This window comes from Shewanella sp. 8A (genome assembly GCF_023475945.1).
GTDB classification, from domain to species: Bacteria; Pseudomonadota; Gammaproteobacteria; order Enterobacterales; family Shewanellaceae; genus Shewanella; species Shewanella xiamenensis.
Genome location: NZ_JAMDJP010000011.1, coordinates 35,828 through 52,567, shown reverse-complemented (window position 1 = coordinate 52,567; position 16,740 = coordinate 35,828). Strand labels below are relative to the sequence as shown.

Genomic DNA, 16,740 nt, shown 5'->3' with positions numbered 1-16,740 from the left:
CAAAGGGAGCCAGTCAAGTGGCTCCCTTTGTTTTGTGTTGCTTTCAATAAACCTTGTGATACTTAACTACATCAGTGGCGTTTACGGAACATGACAATTGCAATAGCTACTGCTGCAAGGATCATGCAATACCATGCATGGGACACGGCTGCTAGCGGTGTGATGCTAAATGTCGAGGCGATTAACAGCGCTTGGGCACCATAGGGTATTAACCCTTGGATAATACAGGCAAAAATATCGAGTACACTGGCAGCTCGTTTAGGTGTTACGCCGTGTTTTTCTGCGAGATCTTTCGCAATGTCACCAGTGACAACAATCGACACCGTATTGTTAGCAACGCAGCTATTGGTCACGGCTACAATTCCCGCCATCCCTAATTCGGCCGCGCGGCATGAGGCTTCGCCTTGGGCTTTTGAGAAACGGGTGATGAGCTTTTCAATCTGTTTGCTCACAAAGGCTAAACCACCTTGTTGCTGCATCAGCGCGGCTAAACCACCGACTAACATCGACAGGATAAAAATTTCCTGCATATTGCTAAAGCCCGCGTAGATATCCTTACCAAATTGGATTACGCCATAGTCCATCGTCAGCAAGCCAGTGGCACCCGCAAGCAGTATGCCTAAGGTTAAGACGACAAATACGTTTAGTCCTGCAACTGCTAATACTAGAATCGTCAGGTAAGGTATCACCTTAATAAAGTCGATATCTTGAGCGGCTAGATCGGCTTGTCCTTGTCCTGCGATGACAAAGGCAACAAAGGTCAGCAGTGAAGCTGGGATAGCAAAAATCAGGTTCTCGCGGAATTTATCTTTCATATCACAGCCTTGAGTTCGAGTGGCCGCAATCGTGGTATCCGAAATAATTGAGAGGTTATCACCAAACAGTGCGCCAGACATCACGGCGCCGGCCATCAGGGCATAATCAATTTGTGCCTGATCGGCAACGCCTAAGGCGATAGGTGCCACGGCGGCGATCGTGCCCATAGAGGTACCCATGGCCGTTGCAATAAAGGCGGCAATCACAAAAAAGCCTGGCAGTAATAGGTTTGAGGGAATAAGAGATAAACCTAAGGCTACGGTTGCATCGACACCGCCAGTGGCTTTCGCTACCGCCGCAAAGCCGCCAGCCAGCAAGTAAATTAAACACATGGCAATAATATTGCTATGGCCAATTCCACCAATAAAGGTATCAATGGCTTGATTTAATTTTTGCTTTGATAACACCAAAGCCAGAATAATGGCCGGCAGAATAGCAATCACACTCGGTAATTGATAGAAAGCAAAGTCTACACCTTGGCTTTGGAAATAGACCCCTGCGCCAATAAACAGACTTAAAAAAACGAATAAGGGTAACAGGGCAACAAATGATGCTGGGTTACTCGGTGCAGTGGTTTGGGTTGATTGACTCAATGTAATTTCTCTTTTACTCGGCGGGTTGTCTGCGTGCTCCTTGGCAGTCAAACTCGCTCTAAATCTATGTCGCCTTGGCATCATATCCTAGCAACTTGGTGCCAAGCATATTGGATTGCCAATTTACTGTCAATCTAGACGTCTAGATGTTTTTACTTCCGTTGTAATCTGTTCGTTAAAAAGAGGTTTAAATCGTGGTTTGTCTTAATTTTTAATCTTAATAAACAGTATATTAAAATTATTCTATTAATGATTTGCTGGTTGTTGTTAGCCAATGCTAAATGTGAATTACTCAGTAATATAGCAATAGGGGGCTATTTCTTCCTCCACCGCTGATACAGTTTAGTGGATCTTAAGTTGGTGTACGATTCGGTGTTGTTGGGTTTTCTGTTGTTTTTGACACAGTACTACGTGCTGAGAGTGTGAGGAGTTATGTTCGTTTTTAACATTTTAATTTTGCGGGTATCTTTTCGCATAACATACTAAGGCCACTCTTGCTGTTAGTAACCAGATGCGGTAAAACGGTGATCCTTCATCCACACCTCACATAGCCAGCAGCATCGTGATACGAAGAGCTAAGCCATTACTGGGCACGTTAATTGAAATTGCAGTCGAATCGGTAGTTGAAGAACCCAGCCAACCAACACTCGATGAGCAAGCCATTCAAGCTGCGATTACTGCGGCTTTTTCTCGCATTGCACAAATTGGACGTTTATTAAGTTTTCATCAGCAAGATAGTGAGTTAAATCTTCTAAACCGTCAGCCTGGCCATTGGGTCACTCTAAGCCAAGATAGTCTGAGGGTATTTAAATTAGCCAAGTGGTTTGGTAAAGCTAGCGACAACTTATTTAATTGCACCATTGGTGGTGAAATGATGTCTCGCGGGGCGTTACCTTGCTACCTTGGTATGCCGCTACTTTTGCAGGGCGATTGGCAAGATATTGAAATTAAAGGGAACCAAGCGCGGTTAGCTCGGCCATTAATTGTTACTTTTGACGGCATCGCCAAGGGGTATGCGGTTGATATGGCAGTAAGTGAGTTACGTCGTGCAGGGGTTTCTGGTGGTTGGGTCAATGCGGGAGGGGACTTGCGAGTATTTGGTTCTGCCTCCTTGGATGTGCTTTGTCGAGGCTCAAATGGATTAAGCCAGAAGATAACAGTCCGCAATATGGCTCTGGCAAGCTCACGAGTTTCGCAGCAATTGAGCCTAGGTTGTCCAGCATTATTACTGCCGACAGGTAATGTCGATATGATGAGCTTTGATGCGTCTAATGAGCGTGTTGTTAGCGTTCAAGCGCCTTTCGCATGGCGTGCAGATGCACTAACCAAGGTGGCAGGTTATCTTTCAGCTAAAGCTGCAAAAGATAAAATTAATCAGCTTGGCGGCCAGTTAGTCTGTTAACCGTTATATTTAAACATGCTCGGTACTAAGGCGGTGTGGTTGACGTGCCGCAGTTTGATGTACCTATCGGATTATTCTATTCAAGCCATTGTTTTAAATAAAAACTGGCCAATCCTTTTGGGCTTGGCCAGTATCTCAAATGCCTCTCTTTAAGCGACTTTAAAGCGCGAGACTTCTTTTTGTAGATTGCTACAAATGGCTCGGGTATTGACCACTATTTGCTGTGTTTCTTGGATCACCATATTGCAATATCTTGTTTTATCAGACAGTTCAGTCAAGTTACGATTGATTTCCTCTGTGACGTGGGTTTGTTCTTCTGTTGCGGTCGCGGTTTGAGTCGACATCTCACTGACTTTAGAGGTGGAATTTAGGATCTGATCTAAGGCATCTTGAGTCTGACTGGCAAGGGTAACCGTAGAATGGGTGAGGCTGGCGCCTGATTCAATACTCTTCACCGCATCATTAACGCCCCGCTGCAATTCTTCGATCATGCGCTGAATATCTTGAGTCGACGTTTCAGTACGACTCGCCAGAGTACGTACTTCATCGGCGACCACCGCAAAACCACGCCCTTGTTCACCGGCACGAGCAGCCTCAATGGCAGCATTAAGAGCGAGCAGATTAGTTTGCTCCGCAATTGAGCGGATCACATCCAGTACCGAGGCAATGTTAGCGGAGTTGACGGAGAGCTTTTCGATAACAGCGACTGCATTTTTAACCGATTCAGACAATTGCTGAATATGATGCACCGATTGCGTGAGGATTTTTTTCCCCTCAATAGTCTGATCATTGACCTTAGTGATTTCGGTAGCAGTATGCAGGGCGTTGCTGGCCACTTCCCTTACCGCGGCACTCATTTCATTTACGGCTGTAACTATGGTGTCGACAAATTGTTCCTGCTCGTGGCTGATCCCTATGGTAGTAGCTGATTTAGTCGCTAGGTTTTCAACAGTATGGCTCACATCTTTGGTTTGGCTGATAATGGCGATTACCATCTGTTGCAGCTGGGCAACGAACAAGTTAAAAGCATTGGCCAGTTCGCCAATTTCATCTTGGCGAGTGATAGGAATTCGTTGGGTTAAGTTGCCATCGCCATCGACTATGTCATTAATTCTATTAGTAATGTCTTGAATCGCGTTGACAATAATCTTAGGGCCAAAGTAGGCAATCACGAGGGCGACAATAGCGACAAGCGTAGCGATCGTAACTGACATTTGAGTTTGGGCTGTAGCCTGCTCGGTGGCTTGTAAATCCAGTTCTTTAACGCGATTGTCGGCGGCTTCACCTGCGGTATTGTAGATGTTTCTTAGGGCTTTAAACTCTTTTTTGGATTTGCTTTCGTGTAGTTGTCTTGCTAGGTCAAACTGACTATTTTTTACTGCATTTATCACGTCAGATGAGGCTTGATACCAGAGCGAAAACTGTGCTTCAAAGCCATTGGTGGATTGCAATACTTGGGCATGATCCTGCAAGAGTTTTTTAAACTCCCCCATTCGATCGCGGGCCTGATCGACATTCTCTTGCCAGTTATCTATTTCGCTTTTACGGCTGTCACTACCCAGATCGGATCTGAGTAACACTTCTTCACTTAGCTGTGCTTGGTAGAGATCGCGGTCAGCGTTGAGAATGGCTGAAATCGCAGGATTAAATAACTGACTAAACTCCTGCATTTGCTTAAGAGTTGAGCGGCTTTGCATAGCATCAGTAATTGCCATAACGATCAAGGCGGTCGCCATAATGGCAAACATCAGCGAAAACTTTACTCGAATACTATTAAACATAGGGTACTCCATAACGTACTGACAAAATTGCTTATTAAATAGCTTAGTCGCTATTTTGTGGTTTGCAGTAACAACAGACAATTAAGGAGAATCATCGTAGGAAAGCCCCACTGATATGGGGCTATTGAGTCGATTTAATCAGCACAGGCGCTTAGGGCTGATATTTTAGGTTTGGGCTTTATCTGCACTAACATTACCCCCAAGATAACCATTGAACCGCCAAGGTAGTGATAAACGGCTAAGGTCTCATTTAAGATTATCGCCGCAAATATAGCCGCCAGAATTGGCATTAGATTGAAGAAAATACTGGTGCGTTCGGCGCCCAATTTGCTAATGCCATTAATCCACGCCCAAGGGGCGATGAGTGATGCGCCAAGGGCGGCGTACACAATAAGTGGTGTAGCTTGGCTGCTAATCGTGACGCTTGGCGCACTAAACAGCAGCGGAGTTAACATCAACACAGCGATAATGCCCTGAATATACACTGATTCCCACGTCGATATCGGTAGCTGCCAGCGTTTTAGCAGTACCCCATAAAGGGCGTAAACAAACGCACTGATAAGTAATAATAAATCCCCCTCAGTAACCCCTATCGCCAGATTAGCCATATCCCCGTGGCTTAGCATAAACACTAAGCCCAGCAGTGAGATTAGGCTGCCAGCAAAAACTAATGGCGAGAGCCTTTGCTTGAGTAAAGGTACCGCCAAAAACAGGCTTACCATAGGCACTATCGAGTTGATTAATGCCATATTGGTGGCGGTTGTCGTCGCGGCGGCAAAATAGGCAAGGCTTTGGTTTAATACCATTCCTAAGGAGGCTAAGGTCGCTAATTTCGGTAGTAGAGGAATGATTGTTCTACGTTTTTTCAAGACGGGTTTGAGCATAAAAGGGGTAAGCACAAGCATGGCAAAAAACCAGCGATAAAAGGCAATGGCTTCAGGGGCGATAATTCCAAAGGAAAGTTTGTTAACAATGGCGTTACCCGCCCAAATCATTACGGCGAGTAGTGGAAATAAATACAACATAGGTCAGTCTTCATTGGGGGAAACGAGCCGATGCCTAGTGGCAAACGTGCTGTCATAGATAGTCGCTATTATTGCTGGTCTTTTATGATATAAATATTGCTTAAAAGACAATGTCAGTTCCTCGATAGACAACCACCGCATCAATCGATGTTTTGATTGGATGTAAAGTCGAGTTTTAGGAGTACGATGCACCCTATTTACCATCCACTTAATTCTGAGCAAGCGCCAGTGGCAGATATTTTCTTCAACTATGAAGCCTTTCTGCCCAATACCATTACACCAAAACATAGCCACATTTGGGGGCAATTACAGCTGATCAGCGGTGGCATTATGGAGTTGCATGCGGCTGGACAACGATTTTTGTCGCCATCCCAATATGCGATTTGGGTGCCAGCAGGCGTAGAGCATGAGAGTTACACCCGCCGCAGTATCCATTATTGCTCATTGAATATTGTTACGAGTCGGGCGCAGGTTTTTCCTGATGAAACTTGTTTACTTGTGGTGACGCCGATAGCGCAGGCAATAGTGAACGATCTCCGCCAGCGGCAGGTGCGTGTTGCACAAACGGATGCGGATAAACGTTTGGTTGAGGTGTTAATTGACCAGTTAATCTTAGGTCAGGCGCAGCCACAATTTTTGCCTTCGAGTACAGATAAACTGTTGCAACCTATTTTGCAGCAACTTGAACTCGAGCCTGCCAGTCAAATAAGCCTTAAAAGCTGGGCGAGTGAATTACATACCACAGAACGCACACTCGCTCGGCGTTGCCAAGACCGCCTTGGAATGAGTTTTACTGAATTGCGTCAGCGGCATAAGTTTATTTATTCGTTGCAATTGCTACGTGAAGGCTTATCAATCAAAGAAGTTGCCCTGACATTGGGCTATAACCAAACTTCACCCTATATTGTGATGTTTAAAAAATATGCTCAATACTCACCCGAGCAATATCGCCGCCAACTCGCATAAAAATAGGGCGCGGCTATTGCCGCACCCTATGTCACAAAAGAGAGGATTTAAGGGATTTTTATAACAGGCATTAATCGGAGGCTTTTTGGCGATTCCGCTTATCCTGTCGCTTCTCTTTTAAGGTTTTCATCGGCGGTTTTTTCGCTTTTTCTTTACTCATGGAAAATACTCCTAACTAAAATGAGATTAAGTAAAGTCAAACTATCGAGTGTAGCGCCGCATTCTCACCGACAGTTAGTTCAAATTAATCTATCGATAAATTTGAATAATTTAAAGCATTCTGAGCGAGATAAAACACTTTGACCTCTTTATGGTTTCTACATAAGCGCTGCCATACTTAGTAAGTTTTTAAGAGGAGTAAGTGTTAGCTCTCTGCTATTAATTTATTTCGCGGCCAGTAAATAACTTCAAAATCGTATCCTCCAATATATTTTTATGCCTGTGCTAGATGCCGCCGCAAATAGCGACCTAAAAGCATGTTGCCACTGAAATTTGAACATGCTTTATTCTAAAGTTGTTATTTTTTTCCGTTAATTTTTAGGTTGTCTCTTGCTAAGTGAAATATCCTTCACCATAAACAGCACGGGCTTACCTAAAATATTTACCTCAGCATATTCACCTTTGGTTCGCCCCAGTAAGCTCACACCTAAATCGGAAATGACAGAGTAGCGACCCGCTCTTGGTTTGTGTCTAGGTGGGTATACCAGTTCTATACGATACTCCTGCTGATCCTGTTGATTAACGAGGAGCACTTCACGCCCAACGGTCACTTTATCTAGGGTTTCTTCACTTTTAAGTTGATCGAGCTTTGCTATCACCGCCGCCAGTGCGGTGGGGCGTAATGAGGCATTAAAACTGTTTTGCAAGTAATAGGTTTCTGTTTTCAACATAAAAGACTGAAATAGATTACTAAAAAAAGAATAAAACATAGCTACCCCAAATATGAGCTAGATAACAGCTAAGCCCCAGCATAAAAATAGGAGCAATAAATTGAAATGTGGGTAATCAGATGCCGAGTGCGAGTAGCACTCGGCTTAAACTGGGAATTTAAGAGACAGGCGTACCGCGCGGGATAAATAATCAAGTGTATTCAGCATTAACCAAGCTGACTTAAGTCTGAGTAATGAAAATGCATTTTTTAACACGGGCTACATCTCCATATAATTTTAAGATTAAATTAATCATCTAACAGAGTTAATGATTAATGACTAATAAACTGTCCATACCATAGGCCAACTAAAAAAATAAAGCAAGCCTGAAAATGATTGTCATATTAATAACAATATAATAACGGATAAATGGGTGAAACTTATTTTACTCAAAATACTTGTTCTTTAATTGCAGCAGTTAAATTTTAAAGCACTATGTATAAAAATGTTTAGACTTCTAGATGGCCGTCTGGTAGCTTGGGTGCAGTGCACAAATCTTGTGCGGTTTTAGTGTCTATTTTCGCAAAGTGCCCCCAATGTTTGTGTTGGCTTAGGCGCAATGGTTGGGAATTTTTCAGGGGAAGGAAGCAAAAATGAAACTTGAATCACTGGCGTTACACCACGGATATGAATCAGAGGCAACGACTAAAGCTGCTGCGGTACCTATTTATCAAACGACGTCCTATACCTTCGATGATACCCAGCATGGTGCTGATTTATTTGACTTAAAAGTTGCTGGGAATATTTATACGCGGATTATGAATCCAACGACCAGCGTACTTGAGCAGCGTCTTGCCGCTATTGAAGGTGGGATCGGTGCGCTTGCTGTGGCGTCTGGCATGGCGGCTATTACCTATGCGATTCAAGCTCTAACTCAGGTTGGCGATAATATCGTCAGCACCAGCCAGCTCTATGGCGGTACTTACAATCTGTTTGCCCATACGCTGCCGCGCCAAGGAGTCGAAGTGCGGATGGCGGCCTTTGATGATTTTGAAGGACTTGAAGCTTTAATCGATGCCAAAACCAAGGCGTTATTTTGTGAGTCTATCGGTAACCCCGCCGGTAATATTGTCGACCTTAAACGTTTAGCCGAGATTGCCCATAAACACGGTGTGCCTTTAATTGTCGATAACACTGTCGCCACGCCAGTCCTATGTCGCCCGTTTGAGCATGGTGCCGATATCGTTATTCATTCCCTCACTAAATACATTGGCGGCCATGGTACAACCATTGGCGGTGTGATTATCGATTCGGGTAAATTCGATTGGGTGGCGAATAAAGAACGTTTTTCCTTGCTAAATCAGGCCGATCCTTCCTACCACGGTGTGGTCTACACCGAAGCCTTTGGCCCTGCGGCCTTTATCGGACGTTGCCGTGTGGTGCCGCTGCGTAATACGGGGGCGGCACTTTCACCACACAGTGCTTTTTTACTGTTGCAGGGGCTTGAAACCTTAAGCCTTAGAATGGAGCGCCATTGCTCAAATGCGTTGGCATTGGCCGAATACTTGATACTGCATCCTTCCGTTAGCTGGGTAAATTATGGTGCTCTGCCGAGCAGTCCTTACCGTGAGAATTGTGAAAAGATCACTGGCGGTAAAGCCTCTGGGATCATCAGTTTTGGTATTAAAGCGGTAACGCCAGAGGAAGGTAAAATCGCGGGAGGTAAGTTTATTGATGCCCTGAAGATGGTTTTGCGCTTAGTGAACATTGGTGATGCGAAATCGTTAGCTTGTCATCCTGCCAGCACCACCCACAGACAGCTGGATGCGAATGAACTTGCTAGAGCTGGGGTGTCTGAAGATCTCATTCGTATTTCCGTCGGCATTGAACATATCGACGATATTATCGCCGATGTTTCGCAGGCGCTGGAAAAAGCATTGATGTAAAGTTTGTCATATCATCGTATGTGTTTGAAAAAGGCCGCTAGTAGAAGCGGCCTTTTGCGTTTGAAGGATAAACGTCTCTTACTCATTTGCTTCTTGAAGGCGGTTACGCGCTTTTTGATAGAAGTAAGATACGCTCAGTAAAATGACTCCAATTAACATAAAGGCGATGACTTTTTGCACCAGTTCGAAGGACGCCATATCCAGTAATAACACCTTGAGCGTGGCTAAGGTAAAGAGCCCTGCGGCGAGGCGGATCATATCCGCATGTTGGGGTTTTAAGCTGATAAACATCAATACACTGCCATGCACCACTAATAAAATCGCACTGAGCGGCGCGGCAATCATGTTATCAAATACATAACTCCAGGTGAGATAGCTGAGCGCAAGTAATCCATGCCAACCCCATTTTAACCATTGCAGCGGTAAGAAGCGTCGATGTAAACGGATAGCAACGCCGCGGCGTAATATCAGCGTGGCAAGCAATGCTAAGGCGGTAAATTCGCAGAGGATCAGTAACGCATTATTCAAATCTACTCTCAACGATATCTCAAAATGCAGCAGGATAGGCAGCAGCGCTAGGCCAAGGCAAAGACCGTAGGCAAGACTGTAGCTTGAGCGCACTGCGGCTTGGATTTCACAGGCAATGTGACCGAATAAGCTGGTCTTTTCGCCCGTATGGTTAGTCCCTCTTTGGAGTAATAGTGCAAAGTAGCCACTGAGCGCTAAAGCCGTCATCGACCAAGCCACCACATCAGTGCGATTTAATCCATAGACAAGTACGGCCAACGGCAGTGCAAAGTAATAGGGACTCAGTTGCCATTGAAGGGTTAATAGTAGCCGCCACCTGTCGGGGAGAGTGCGATAACGAATGAGTACAAATCCCATAACAAGCATGCCAATCAGCAGCGCAATAAGCCCTTGCCAGATTTCAATCAGACATAAGCTCGCTGTGGTGAGTATGGCAAGCCAGGTCAGAATTTTAGTTTCAATCTCAAGGGCTTTGTGTCTAACCACATAGGCAAGTCCAAGGCTGAATAGGTTGCTAAACCAGAATGCGGCTGCGGTAAACTCCCAATAACTGCGGATGACTTTAGGTAATAAAAGCAGTGGCAAAAGAAGATAACAGCCGATTTGTATCTGTTTGGCGGCCTGAGCGAATAAGGATTCTGGATAGCATCTACGATACCAATAATGACCCAGCAATAGGGCGGCGAACAATTCAATCCGCGCGATTTTGGCCATCAGTGGCTGAGCACTAAAACTCATGCTGCCGGAGAGGGTAACGCCTTCGATTACAGCAAACAACAATGGTAGCAGCAATAGCCAGGCGGCAAACTCACTGACCACCAGTTTGTCTTTGCTACTTAAATATAAGAGTAACAGGCTAAGGAGTGGCACAATGGCGAGGTAGTAATCACTGCTAACAAGATAAGCTGTAATCAATAGCGTCGCGACATAAAACCCGCTGAGGCTTTCTTTTAGTAGATAGCTGAGTTGTCCTTCTAACTTGGAAAGTATTAATTCATTATTTGTTAGTTGATTGATCGTAAAGAACAATCCGCCAGCACTTAAGGCTAACGCGATAAGGGGGAAGCCAAGGGCACCCACTGGCGATAAGCCGCCGAGTTCGAGTAAGGTCAAGCCCGAGAGTAGGCTGTAGGCATTGAGCGCCAGTCCCATCATTAGCAAGACATAGGCTTCGGCGCGCACTGAAATCAGTTTTTCGTTGAGCCCAATCCACAACAGTAATATTGCCTCGAGTAGCAATACTAATCCTAAGAAATCATGGCTTACCAGATAAAGTGCCGCAAAGGCGGCAAAGCTTCCGCCAAACACCAGCAAGAGGCTACTTTGGGATTTAGCGAGCCGATTGTTAAGTTTAAGGTACAGCCCTACGCAGACTAGTGCGTTAGCGATAAAGATTTCCCCTGCAAACTCAGTAAATTGTGTCAGTTCAAAGATCACAAAAGCCAATAACGCAATCGGCAGTGCCAATACCCTATGGCTTAGTGATGTTGTCGATGAGTTAACGATAAGCCCAGCTAGCCCATAGAGATAAAAGAGCGCGTTAAGACTCACAACGGCCAGCACAGCTTCGCCGTGCCATTGCTGGAGTGGTAAATCGACAAAATAGCTGAAGGCTTCAATACAAGCGATATGTAATAAGGCGGTCATTTCAAGCAGTAATGGCCACTGCAATTTGCGGCTTTGTGCTAATGCCCCAGTACCAATCAGCAGTAAGTAGGGAATATATAACAGCGGCGCATAGCTTTGGGATAACAGCATCATAGGTGCCGTTGAGCCACCAATTAAGGCGATGACCGCAATGACTTTGGCATCGAGGCGCATTGAAAGGCCATAGCCCGCTAAGGTAATCAATAGCAATAGAATAAAGCTGGCGCCGTTGGGAATAATCTCAAAATAGGGGCCAATAAAATAAGCGCACAGGTAGTTTAAGATCAGCCCTAATCCAACGATTCCCGAGCCAAAGTCGGCCATACCTTGGCGTTTTTGACGGATAAAAATGCCGCCAGCGATAATCGCATTTGCACAGCCAAAACCGAGCAATGCTTTACCGAGTTCAGAAAACCAGTGATTGATGGAATATTGCAGCAGATAACCAAAACCTAGGGTGAGGGTAATAATGCCGGCCACGGTCATTAAAAACACTGGCCCCAAGCCCTTCGCTTGATAATGTTGATAGAAGCCTTTTAGCTGTTCTTTTATGGCCACAAAGGGCGCCATTATTGCGGCAACGCCTTGCGATAAAAAGGCTTCTACTTGGGCTTCAACTTGGCTTGTTGCTTGAACACCTAGTTCTACCCGAGTTTGCTTTATCAGCTCGATATCAGTGGCTTGTGGCGAATCATGTTGCTCGCGAGAGCGCGGGTTAGTTTGGCGCTGCCATGGATCATCCTGCCAAGGTGACGTGGCTGGGGCTTGTGACTCAGTAGGATGTGAAACCGTTTCGGACTGCAGAGTGGCATGACTCGCTATTGCGTGAGCATCTGTTGTGATCGCAATCGGGGATGACTCGGCAGCGGCTAGCTCAGTTATGCTGCTCGTTGGAGTGGAGCCATAATTTTGCTGTTCAAGCTTTAAGCTTAAGGTATCGAGTTTGGCTGAGAACTCAGCTAGTTGGCGGTCAAGTGAAGATTGCTGCGCGAGGTGCTGCAAAGTTAATTGCGTCAATTCTACCTTGAGTTGCTCTACGTCATCCTTTAACGGCATATCAGTATCCTAAATACGCTATCCATATAAATCAGGTACATAAAAGTCTAAGTCGTTTAGTTTTATGTATTTGCTTTCGCGGATTGTACTGACAACTTCGGGCGGCGGCTAGTTAAAAGCCGCTGTTCAGAACATTCTGATGATAAGCATCTGAGCTAATTTTGCGAAAACAGCGCTAATCGCTAGCGCCAGTTTCGCGGTGTAGAAAGGACTATTTTTGGGCTTGCAGGATGACAAATTTGCCATTTGAGGCAACGGTGGTGCAGTTTTTAAATAAGCGTTGTAATTTCACATGGTAAGCCAAGTGACGATTGCCCACTATATGTAAAATCCCGCCATTTTTTAACCGACGACGGGCATCTAAAAACATTTGCCAAGCAATATGATCGGTAATGGCTTCGCCCTGATGGAAGGGCGGATTACACAGTACTAAATCAGGCTCTATATCATCGGGAAAGTGGCTCATGCAATCATCCCAATGAAAATGTCCCTTGCCTTCGGGGAGTTGATTGGTTGTCCAATTGGCCTTTGCCGAGGCAACAGCCATTTCGGAGTCATCGATAAAATGGATATCGGCATTGGGATATAATTGGGCGGCACGAAGCCCTAGCACGCCATTACCACAGCCAAGGTCGACAACCGTTTTAAACTCTCCTTGGGGTAGATTATCGAGCATAATTCGTGCACCAATATCGAGCTTGTTGGCGGCAAATACGTTGCTTAAGTTGCTGATTTTAATGCTAAACTCTGGAATATCCCAAATGATTTCATTTGGCAGTGTTCTTGGCTTACCATCACTAATACAAGTGATCACGCGGGTTTTCTTCCAAGCAAGGCTGGCGCTCGCTGGCCCCAAGTGTTTAGCAAATAATGCCAGTAAACTCGCGTTGATTGATTTGGCTTTTGCGCCAACTAAGACGCGACAGCCAGCGGGTAATACCTGCGACAGGCGCATGAGCTGGTGGGCAAAGTAGGTGAGATTCTTCGGTAATTTCATCAACACTAAGGCGACATCTTGAGGCAAGGTGTCGCGACTGGTAAACCATTGCAGGTTATCCATCGGCAATTGATTGCGATGATGATTTTGCTCGGCACCTAAAAAACTGGTTCTGGCATCGGTTTCAACGCGAAGCGGCCAGTTGGGATTGATACGCGAGAGGGCGCAACTTAAGGCGCCAAAACTATCGTTAATAATGGCCGTTGGCACAGCTGGTTGTTCACCTTCAATCAAACTATTGATTAAATGCTCGTCTGCGGCATCCCACGCTTGAAGATTCGATTCCTGCGATGCGGGATAGCGAAATAGTTCGAGTTCTATTCCTGCTACTGAAAATTGTGTCGTCATGTTGTGTTGTGCCAATAAAAATAAGGCGCTGATTATCGCAGATTTCATGGCCGCTTGCGATGTTTGCCTTAGTTTGTATACCTTGAGGTATGCCTTTGATGCCGTACCATGGCAGCCAAGTTTACTGGTCAAATTTGAATCCTCAGACTGAGGCTGGATACACTGTTGACTCGCAACGCTGCGCAAACCTACGTAAAACACTACTATCATTGGCGTTAGGCTGATTGTCGAAAGAGCGAACTGTGAATAAGGTGGGGGTATGAAACAAGCTGAATTAGGATTCGAATTTGAGGATTATCCTTTGGATACACCTGATGATGTGCTTGCCATCGAAAGCCTCGATATTGGACAACTCGAACCACCTATCACCTTAGTGCGGGATTATCTAGGTAAGGCGCTGCAAAATGCGTTGATTAATGAGGCGCAATCATATCCGCTTACTCGCCCGCAAATTCAAGTGTTTGGACGATACCATTCGATCCCTCGCCAGCAGGTTTGGTATGGCGATTTGGGATGTGACTATATGTATTCGGGGCTATTTATTCGCGCCTTGCCTTGGCCTCAGTATCTGCAAAAATTACGCGATAAATTGCAGCGAGATTTTAGCCTTGGCAGTAATGGGGTGTTAGTTAACCGTTACGCCGATGGTCAGGATTGTATGGGAGCCCATAGTGATGATGAACCTGAAATTGCCCACGGCAGCGATATTGCCTCAATCAGCTTAGGTGCGACTCGTGATTTTGTGATTAAACATAAACATAGCAAGCTTAAATACACGATTAGTTTACATAGTGGTGATTTATTAATTATGCACTGGCCTATGCAACGTGACTGGTTGCACAGTGTACCTAAGCGCCTAAAGGTCACAGAGCCTCGTTGGAACTACACATTTAGGCAACTTATCGTTAATTATCATGGATAATTGAAAGGTTATTGAATTCAAAATGTTGTCGGATTTGTTAGGTTTTAAGTTGCAAAACGGGCGCTGAAATTTGATCTTTTATACTTGAAGCAGTACTCTGCGGCCACTGGATTTACCCATATTGAGAGTTGAATATGTCCAATACCCAAGTGCAGAGCACCGTGGCTGAGACCATCAATCAGAAGTTAACTGAGAGCTTCTCACCAACCTATTTAGAAGTGCTTAACGAAAGTCATCGTCATCATGTACCTCCTAATTCAGAGACTCACTTTAAAGTTGTGGTGGTCAGCGATGAATTTGAAGGGCTCCGTTTGCTTGCCCGTCATCGCTTGGTGAACAACTGTTTAGCCGATGAGTTAGCTAATGGTGTCCACGCGCTATCTATTCATACCTTTACTCAAAGTGAATGGGCGACGAACGTCGAGGTGCCTAAAACCCCCAATTGTCGCGGCTAATTAACGCTATTTAGGACGGGTCATGCTTAAAACAAAAAGCCACTTTATTAAAGTGGCTTTTTGTTTTAAGTCAAATTGGTCTCATTCTTAGGTTCCCCTGTCGAATATTCTGTGTTAACAATATGTTCTATTTATTGAGTTAAGCGCCTATTTTCTACAAAAAGAGTGCTATTTTTCATGTGGTTAACAGTTTTTGTTGCGGGGAGTGCGTGATGCGTTATTTGGGGGGGCTGTTATTAGCGGTATTGTTTTTTGGCGTGACTGGCTGTAATCCCTCATCTCAACATGCGGAGTCTATTTCCGTTGCTGAAAGGCCTCCTGTTAAACAGGTGATTGAATGGCGTTTAGCCACTTCTTGGCCAAAAAATTTTCCTGGGTTAGGCATGGCCCCTGAGCGTTTTGCCACGCTTGTCGATGAGATGTCCCACGGCCGATTGCACATTAGCGTCTACGGCGCGGGAGAATTAATGCCTGCCTTTGCGGTATTCGATGGCGTTAGCCAAGGTAAAATCCAGATGGCGCATGCAGCCTCCTATTATTGGAAGGGCAAAGCCCCCGCCTCCCAGTTTTTTTCTTCAATTCCCTTTGGGATGACAGCACAAGAGATGAACGGCTGGTTACATTATGGTGGTGGTATGGCGCTGTGGGAGGAAGTCTATCGTCCCTTTGGCATTATCCCTCTGGCTGGTGGTAATACGGGAATGCAAATGGGTGGTTGGTTTAATAAACCCATTAATACGATAGCTGACTTTAAAGGATTGAAGATCCGCATGCCAGGACTCGGTGGTGAGGTGCTCAAACGTGCCGGTGCTGTGCCCGTCAATATGCCAGGAAGAGAACTCTATGGTGCTCTGCAAACTGGTTCAATCGATGCGGCTGAGTGGGTTGGGCCTGTGAATGATCTCGCCTTTGGCTTACATAAAGTGGCTAAATATTATTACTATCCCGGTTGGCATGAACCAGGTTCCAATATGGAGTTTTTAATTAACAAGGACGCTTTTGAGAATCTGCCTAAAGATTTGCAAGCCATCGTTAAGACGGCTGCGCGTGCCATTAATCAAGATATGTTGGATGAATACACCACGCGTAATGTCAGTGCACTTGAAACTCTGGTAAAAGAGGAAGGGGTAGAGCTTAAGGCGTTTCCGTCTGCCGTGTTAACTGAACTTGAACGGATCTCACAACAGGTGATTGCAGAGCAGGCGCAACAAGATCCCATGATGGACAAAGTCTATAGGGCTTATCATGCTTATGAGCAAGGCGTGCGTGAATACCATAAGATTTCTGAAGATGCCTACAGCCAACAACGACAGCATTAATGATGGCTATTTACCCAAAATGTTCATATTAGCACCTTACTGATATGAGATGATTTCATCTTGCGTTAAC

The 16,740-nt window shown here is 45.2% G+C and carries 12 protein-coding genes; 6 read left to right on the top strand and 6 right to left on the bottom strand.

All coding sequences use genetic code 11. The features are described 5' to 3' along the window. Nucleotides 1-71: 71 nt before the first annotated feature. Nucleotides 72-1,409, bottom strand: a complete 1,338-nt coding sequence (locus M0413_RS10415; RefSeq protein WP_249554062.1) for a Na+/H+ antiporter NhaC family protein — start codon at nucleotides 1,407-1,409, stop codon at nucleotides 72-74. 562 nt (nucleotides 1,410-1,971) lie between these two features. Here M0413_RS10415 and M0413_RS10410 point away from each other — a divergent pair. Further along, nucleotides 1,972-2,811: an FAD:protein FMN transferase gene (locus M0413_RS10410; protein ID WP_037415047.1), complete on the top strand. Its 840-nt coding sequence runs from the start codon at nucleotides 1,972-1,974 to the stop codon at nucleotides 2,809-2,811. Between the two features lie 149 nt (nucleotides 2,812-2,960). Here M0413_RS10410 and M0413_RS10405 read toward each other — a convergent pair whose 3' ends face one another. Next, nucleotides 2,961-4,592 (bottom strand): methyl-accepting chemotaxis protein, encoded by a 1,632-nt coding sequence (locus M0413_RS10405; protein WP_249554060.1) that lies wholly within the window; start codon nucleotides 4,590-4,592, stop codon nucleotides 2,961-2,963. A 134-nt stretch (nucleotides 4,593-4,726) separates the two neighbouring features. Further along, nucleotides 4,727-5,617: a DMT family transporter gene (locus tag M0413_RS10400; RefSeq protein WP_144374733.1), complete on the bottom strand. Its 891-nt coding sequence runs from the start codon at nucleotides 5,615-5,617 to the stop codon at nucleotides 4,727-4,729. A 186-nt stretch (nucleotides 5,618-5,803) separates the two neighbouring features. On the opposite strand from M0413_RS10400, the gene M0413_RS10395 reads away from it, so the two are divergent. Further along, nucleotides 5,804-6,583 carry an AraC family transcriptional regulator gene (locus M0413_RS10395; protein WP_144374732.1) on the top strand — a complete coding sequence of 260 codons (780 nt, stop codon included), beginning with the start codon at nucleotides 5,804-5,806 and terminating at the stop codon, nucleotides 6,581-6,583. 530 nt (nucleotides 6,584-7,113) lie between these two features. On the opposite strand, the gene M0413_RS10390 is transcribed toward M0413_RS10395, so the two are convergent. After that, the gene (locus tag M0413_RS10390) at nucleotides 7,114-7,512 is read right to left on the bottom strand and encodes a GreA/GreB family elongation factor (protein ID WP_037427074.1); all 399 of its coding nucleotides are present in this window, start codon (nucleotides 7,510-7,512) and stop codon (nucleotides 7,114-7,116) included. Nucleotides 7,513-8,105: 593 nt separating this feature from the next. Here M0413_RS10390 and M0413_RS10385 point away from each other — a divergent pair. Continuing rightward, entirely contained in the window at nucleotides 8,106-9,398 is a 1,293-nt protein-coding gene (locus tag M0413_RS10385) for an O-acetylhomoserine aminocarboxypropyltransferase/cysteine synthase family protein (protein ID WP_144374731.1), read from the top strand. Nucleotides 9,399-9,476: 78 nt separating this feature from the next. Here M0413_RS10385 and M0413_RS10380 read toward each other — a convergent pair whose 3' ends face one another. Together M0413_RS10380 and M0413_RS10375 are read right to left on the bottom strand one after the other, a co-directional pair. After that, nucleotides 9,477-12,629: a DUF2339 domain-containing protein gene (locus tag M0413_RS10380; protein WP_144374730.1), complete on the bottom strand. Its 3,153-nt coding sequence runs from the start codon at nucleotides 12,627-12,629 to the stop codon at nucleotides 9,477-9,479. 211 nt (nucleotides 12,630-12,840) lie between these two features. Further along, nucleotides 12,841-13,974, bottom strand: a complete 1,134-nt coding sequence (locus tag M0413_RS10375) for a methyltransferase (RefSeq protein ID WP_144374828.1) — start codon at nucleotides 13,972-13,974, stop codon at nucleotides 12,841-12,843. A gap of 259 nt (nucleotides 13,975-14,233) precedes the next feature. Between M0413_RS10375 and M0413_RS10370 the strand changes: the two genes are divergently transcribed. The 3 genes from M0413_RS10370 (at nucleotide 14,234) to M0413_RS10360 (ending at nucleotide 16,670) form a co-directional block, all read left to right on the top strand. Further along, nucleotides 14,234-14,896, top strand: a complete 663-nt coding sequence (locus M0413_RS10370) for an alpha-ketoglutarate-dependent dioxygenase AlkB family protein (protein WP_144374729.1) — start codon at nucleotides 14,234-14,236, stop codon at nucleotides 14,894-14,896. A gap of 134 nt (nucleotides 14,897-15,030) precedes the next feature. Beyond that, a complete protein-coding gene (locus M0413_RS10365; protein WP_037415031.1) occupies nucleotides 15,031-15,351 on the top strand; it encodes a BolA family protein in 321 nt (106 codons plus the stop codon). Nucleotides 15,352-15,563: 212 nt separating this feature from the next. Then, nucleotides 15,564-16,670, top strand: a complete 1,107-nt coding sequence (locus M0413_RS10360; RefSeq protein WP_144374728.1) for a TRAP transporter substrate-binding protein — start codon at nucleotides 15,564-15,566, stop codon at nucleotides 16,668-16,670. Nucleotides 16,671-16,740: the final 70 nt, after the last annotated feature.

Coding starts and splice junctions, on each gene's coding strand:
- M0413_RS10370 (WP_144374729.1), top strand. CDS start 14,234: ATGAAACAAGCTGAATTAGGATTCGAATTTGAGGATTATCCTTTGGAT.
- M0413_RS10380 (WP_144374730.1), bottom strand. CDS start 12,629: ATGCCGTTAAAGGATGACGTAGAGCAACTCAAGGTAGAATTGACGCAA.
- M0413_RS10400 (WP_144374733.1), bottom strand. CDS start 5,617: ATGTTGTATTTATTTCCACTACTCGCCGTAATGATTTGGGCGGGTAAC.
- M0413_RS10390 (WP_037427074.1), bottom strand. CDS start 7,512: ATGTTTTATTCTTTTTTTAGTAATCTATTTCAGTCTTTTATGTTGAAA.
- M0413_RS10365 (WP_037415031.1), top strand. CDS start 15,031: ATGTCCAATACCCAAGTGCAGAGCACCGTGGCTGAGACCATCAATCAG.
- M0413_RS10405 (WP_249554060.1), bottom strand. CDS start 4,592: ATGTTTAATAGTATTCGAGTAAAGTTTTCGCTGATGTTTGCCATTATG.
- M0413_RS10385 (WP_144374731.1), top strand. CDS start 8,106: ATGAAACTTGAATCACTGGCGTTACACCACGGATATGAATCAGAGGCA.
- M0413_RS10395 (WP_144374732.1), top strand. CDS start 5,804: ATGCACCCTATTTACCATCCACTTAATTCTGAGCAAGCGCCAGTGGCA.
- M0413_RS10360 (WP_144374728.1), top strand. CDS start 15,564: ATGCGTTATTTGGGGGGGCTGTTATTAGCGGTATTGTTTTTTGGCGTG.
- M0413_RS10375 (WP_144374828.1), bottom strand. CDS start 13,974: ATGACGACACAATTTTCAGTAGCAGGAATAGAACTCGAACTATTTCGC.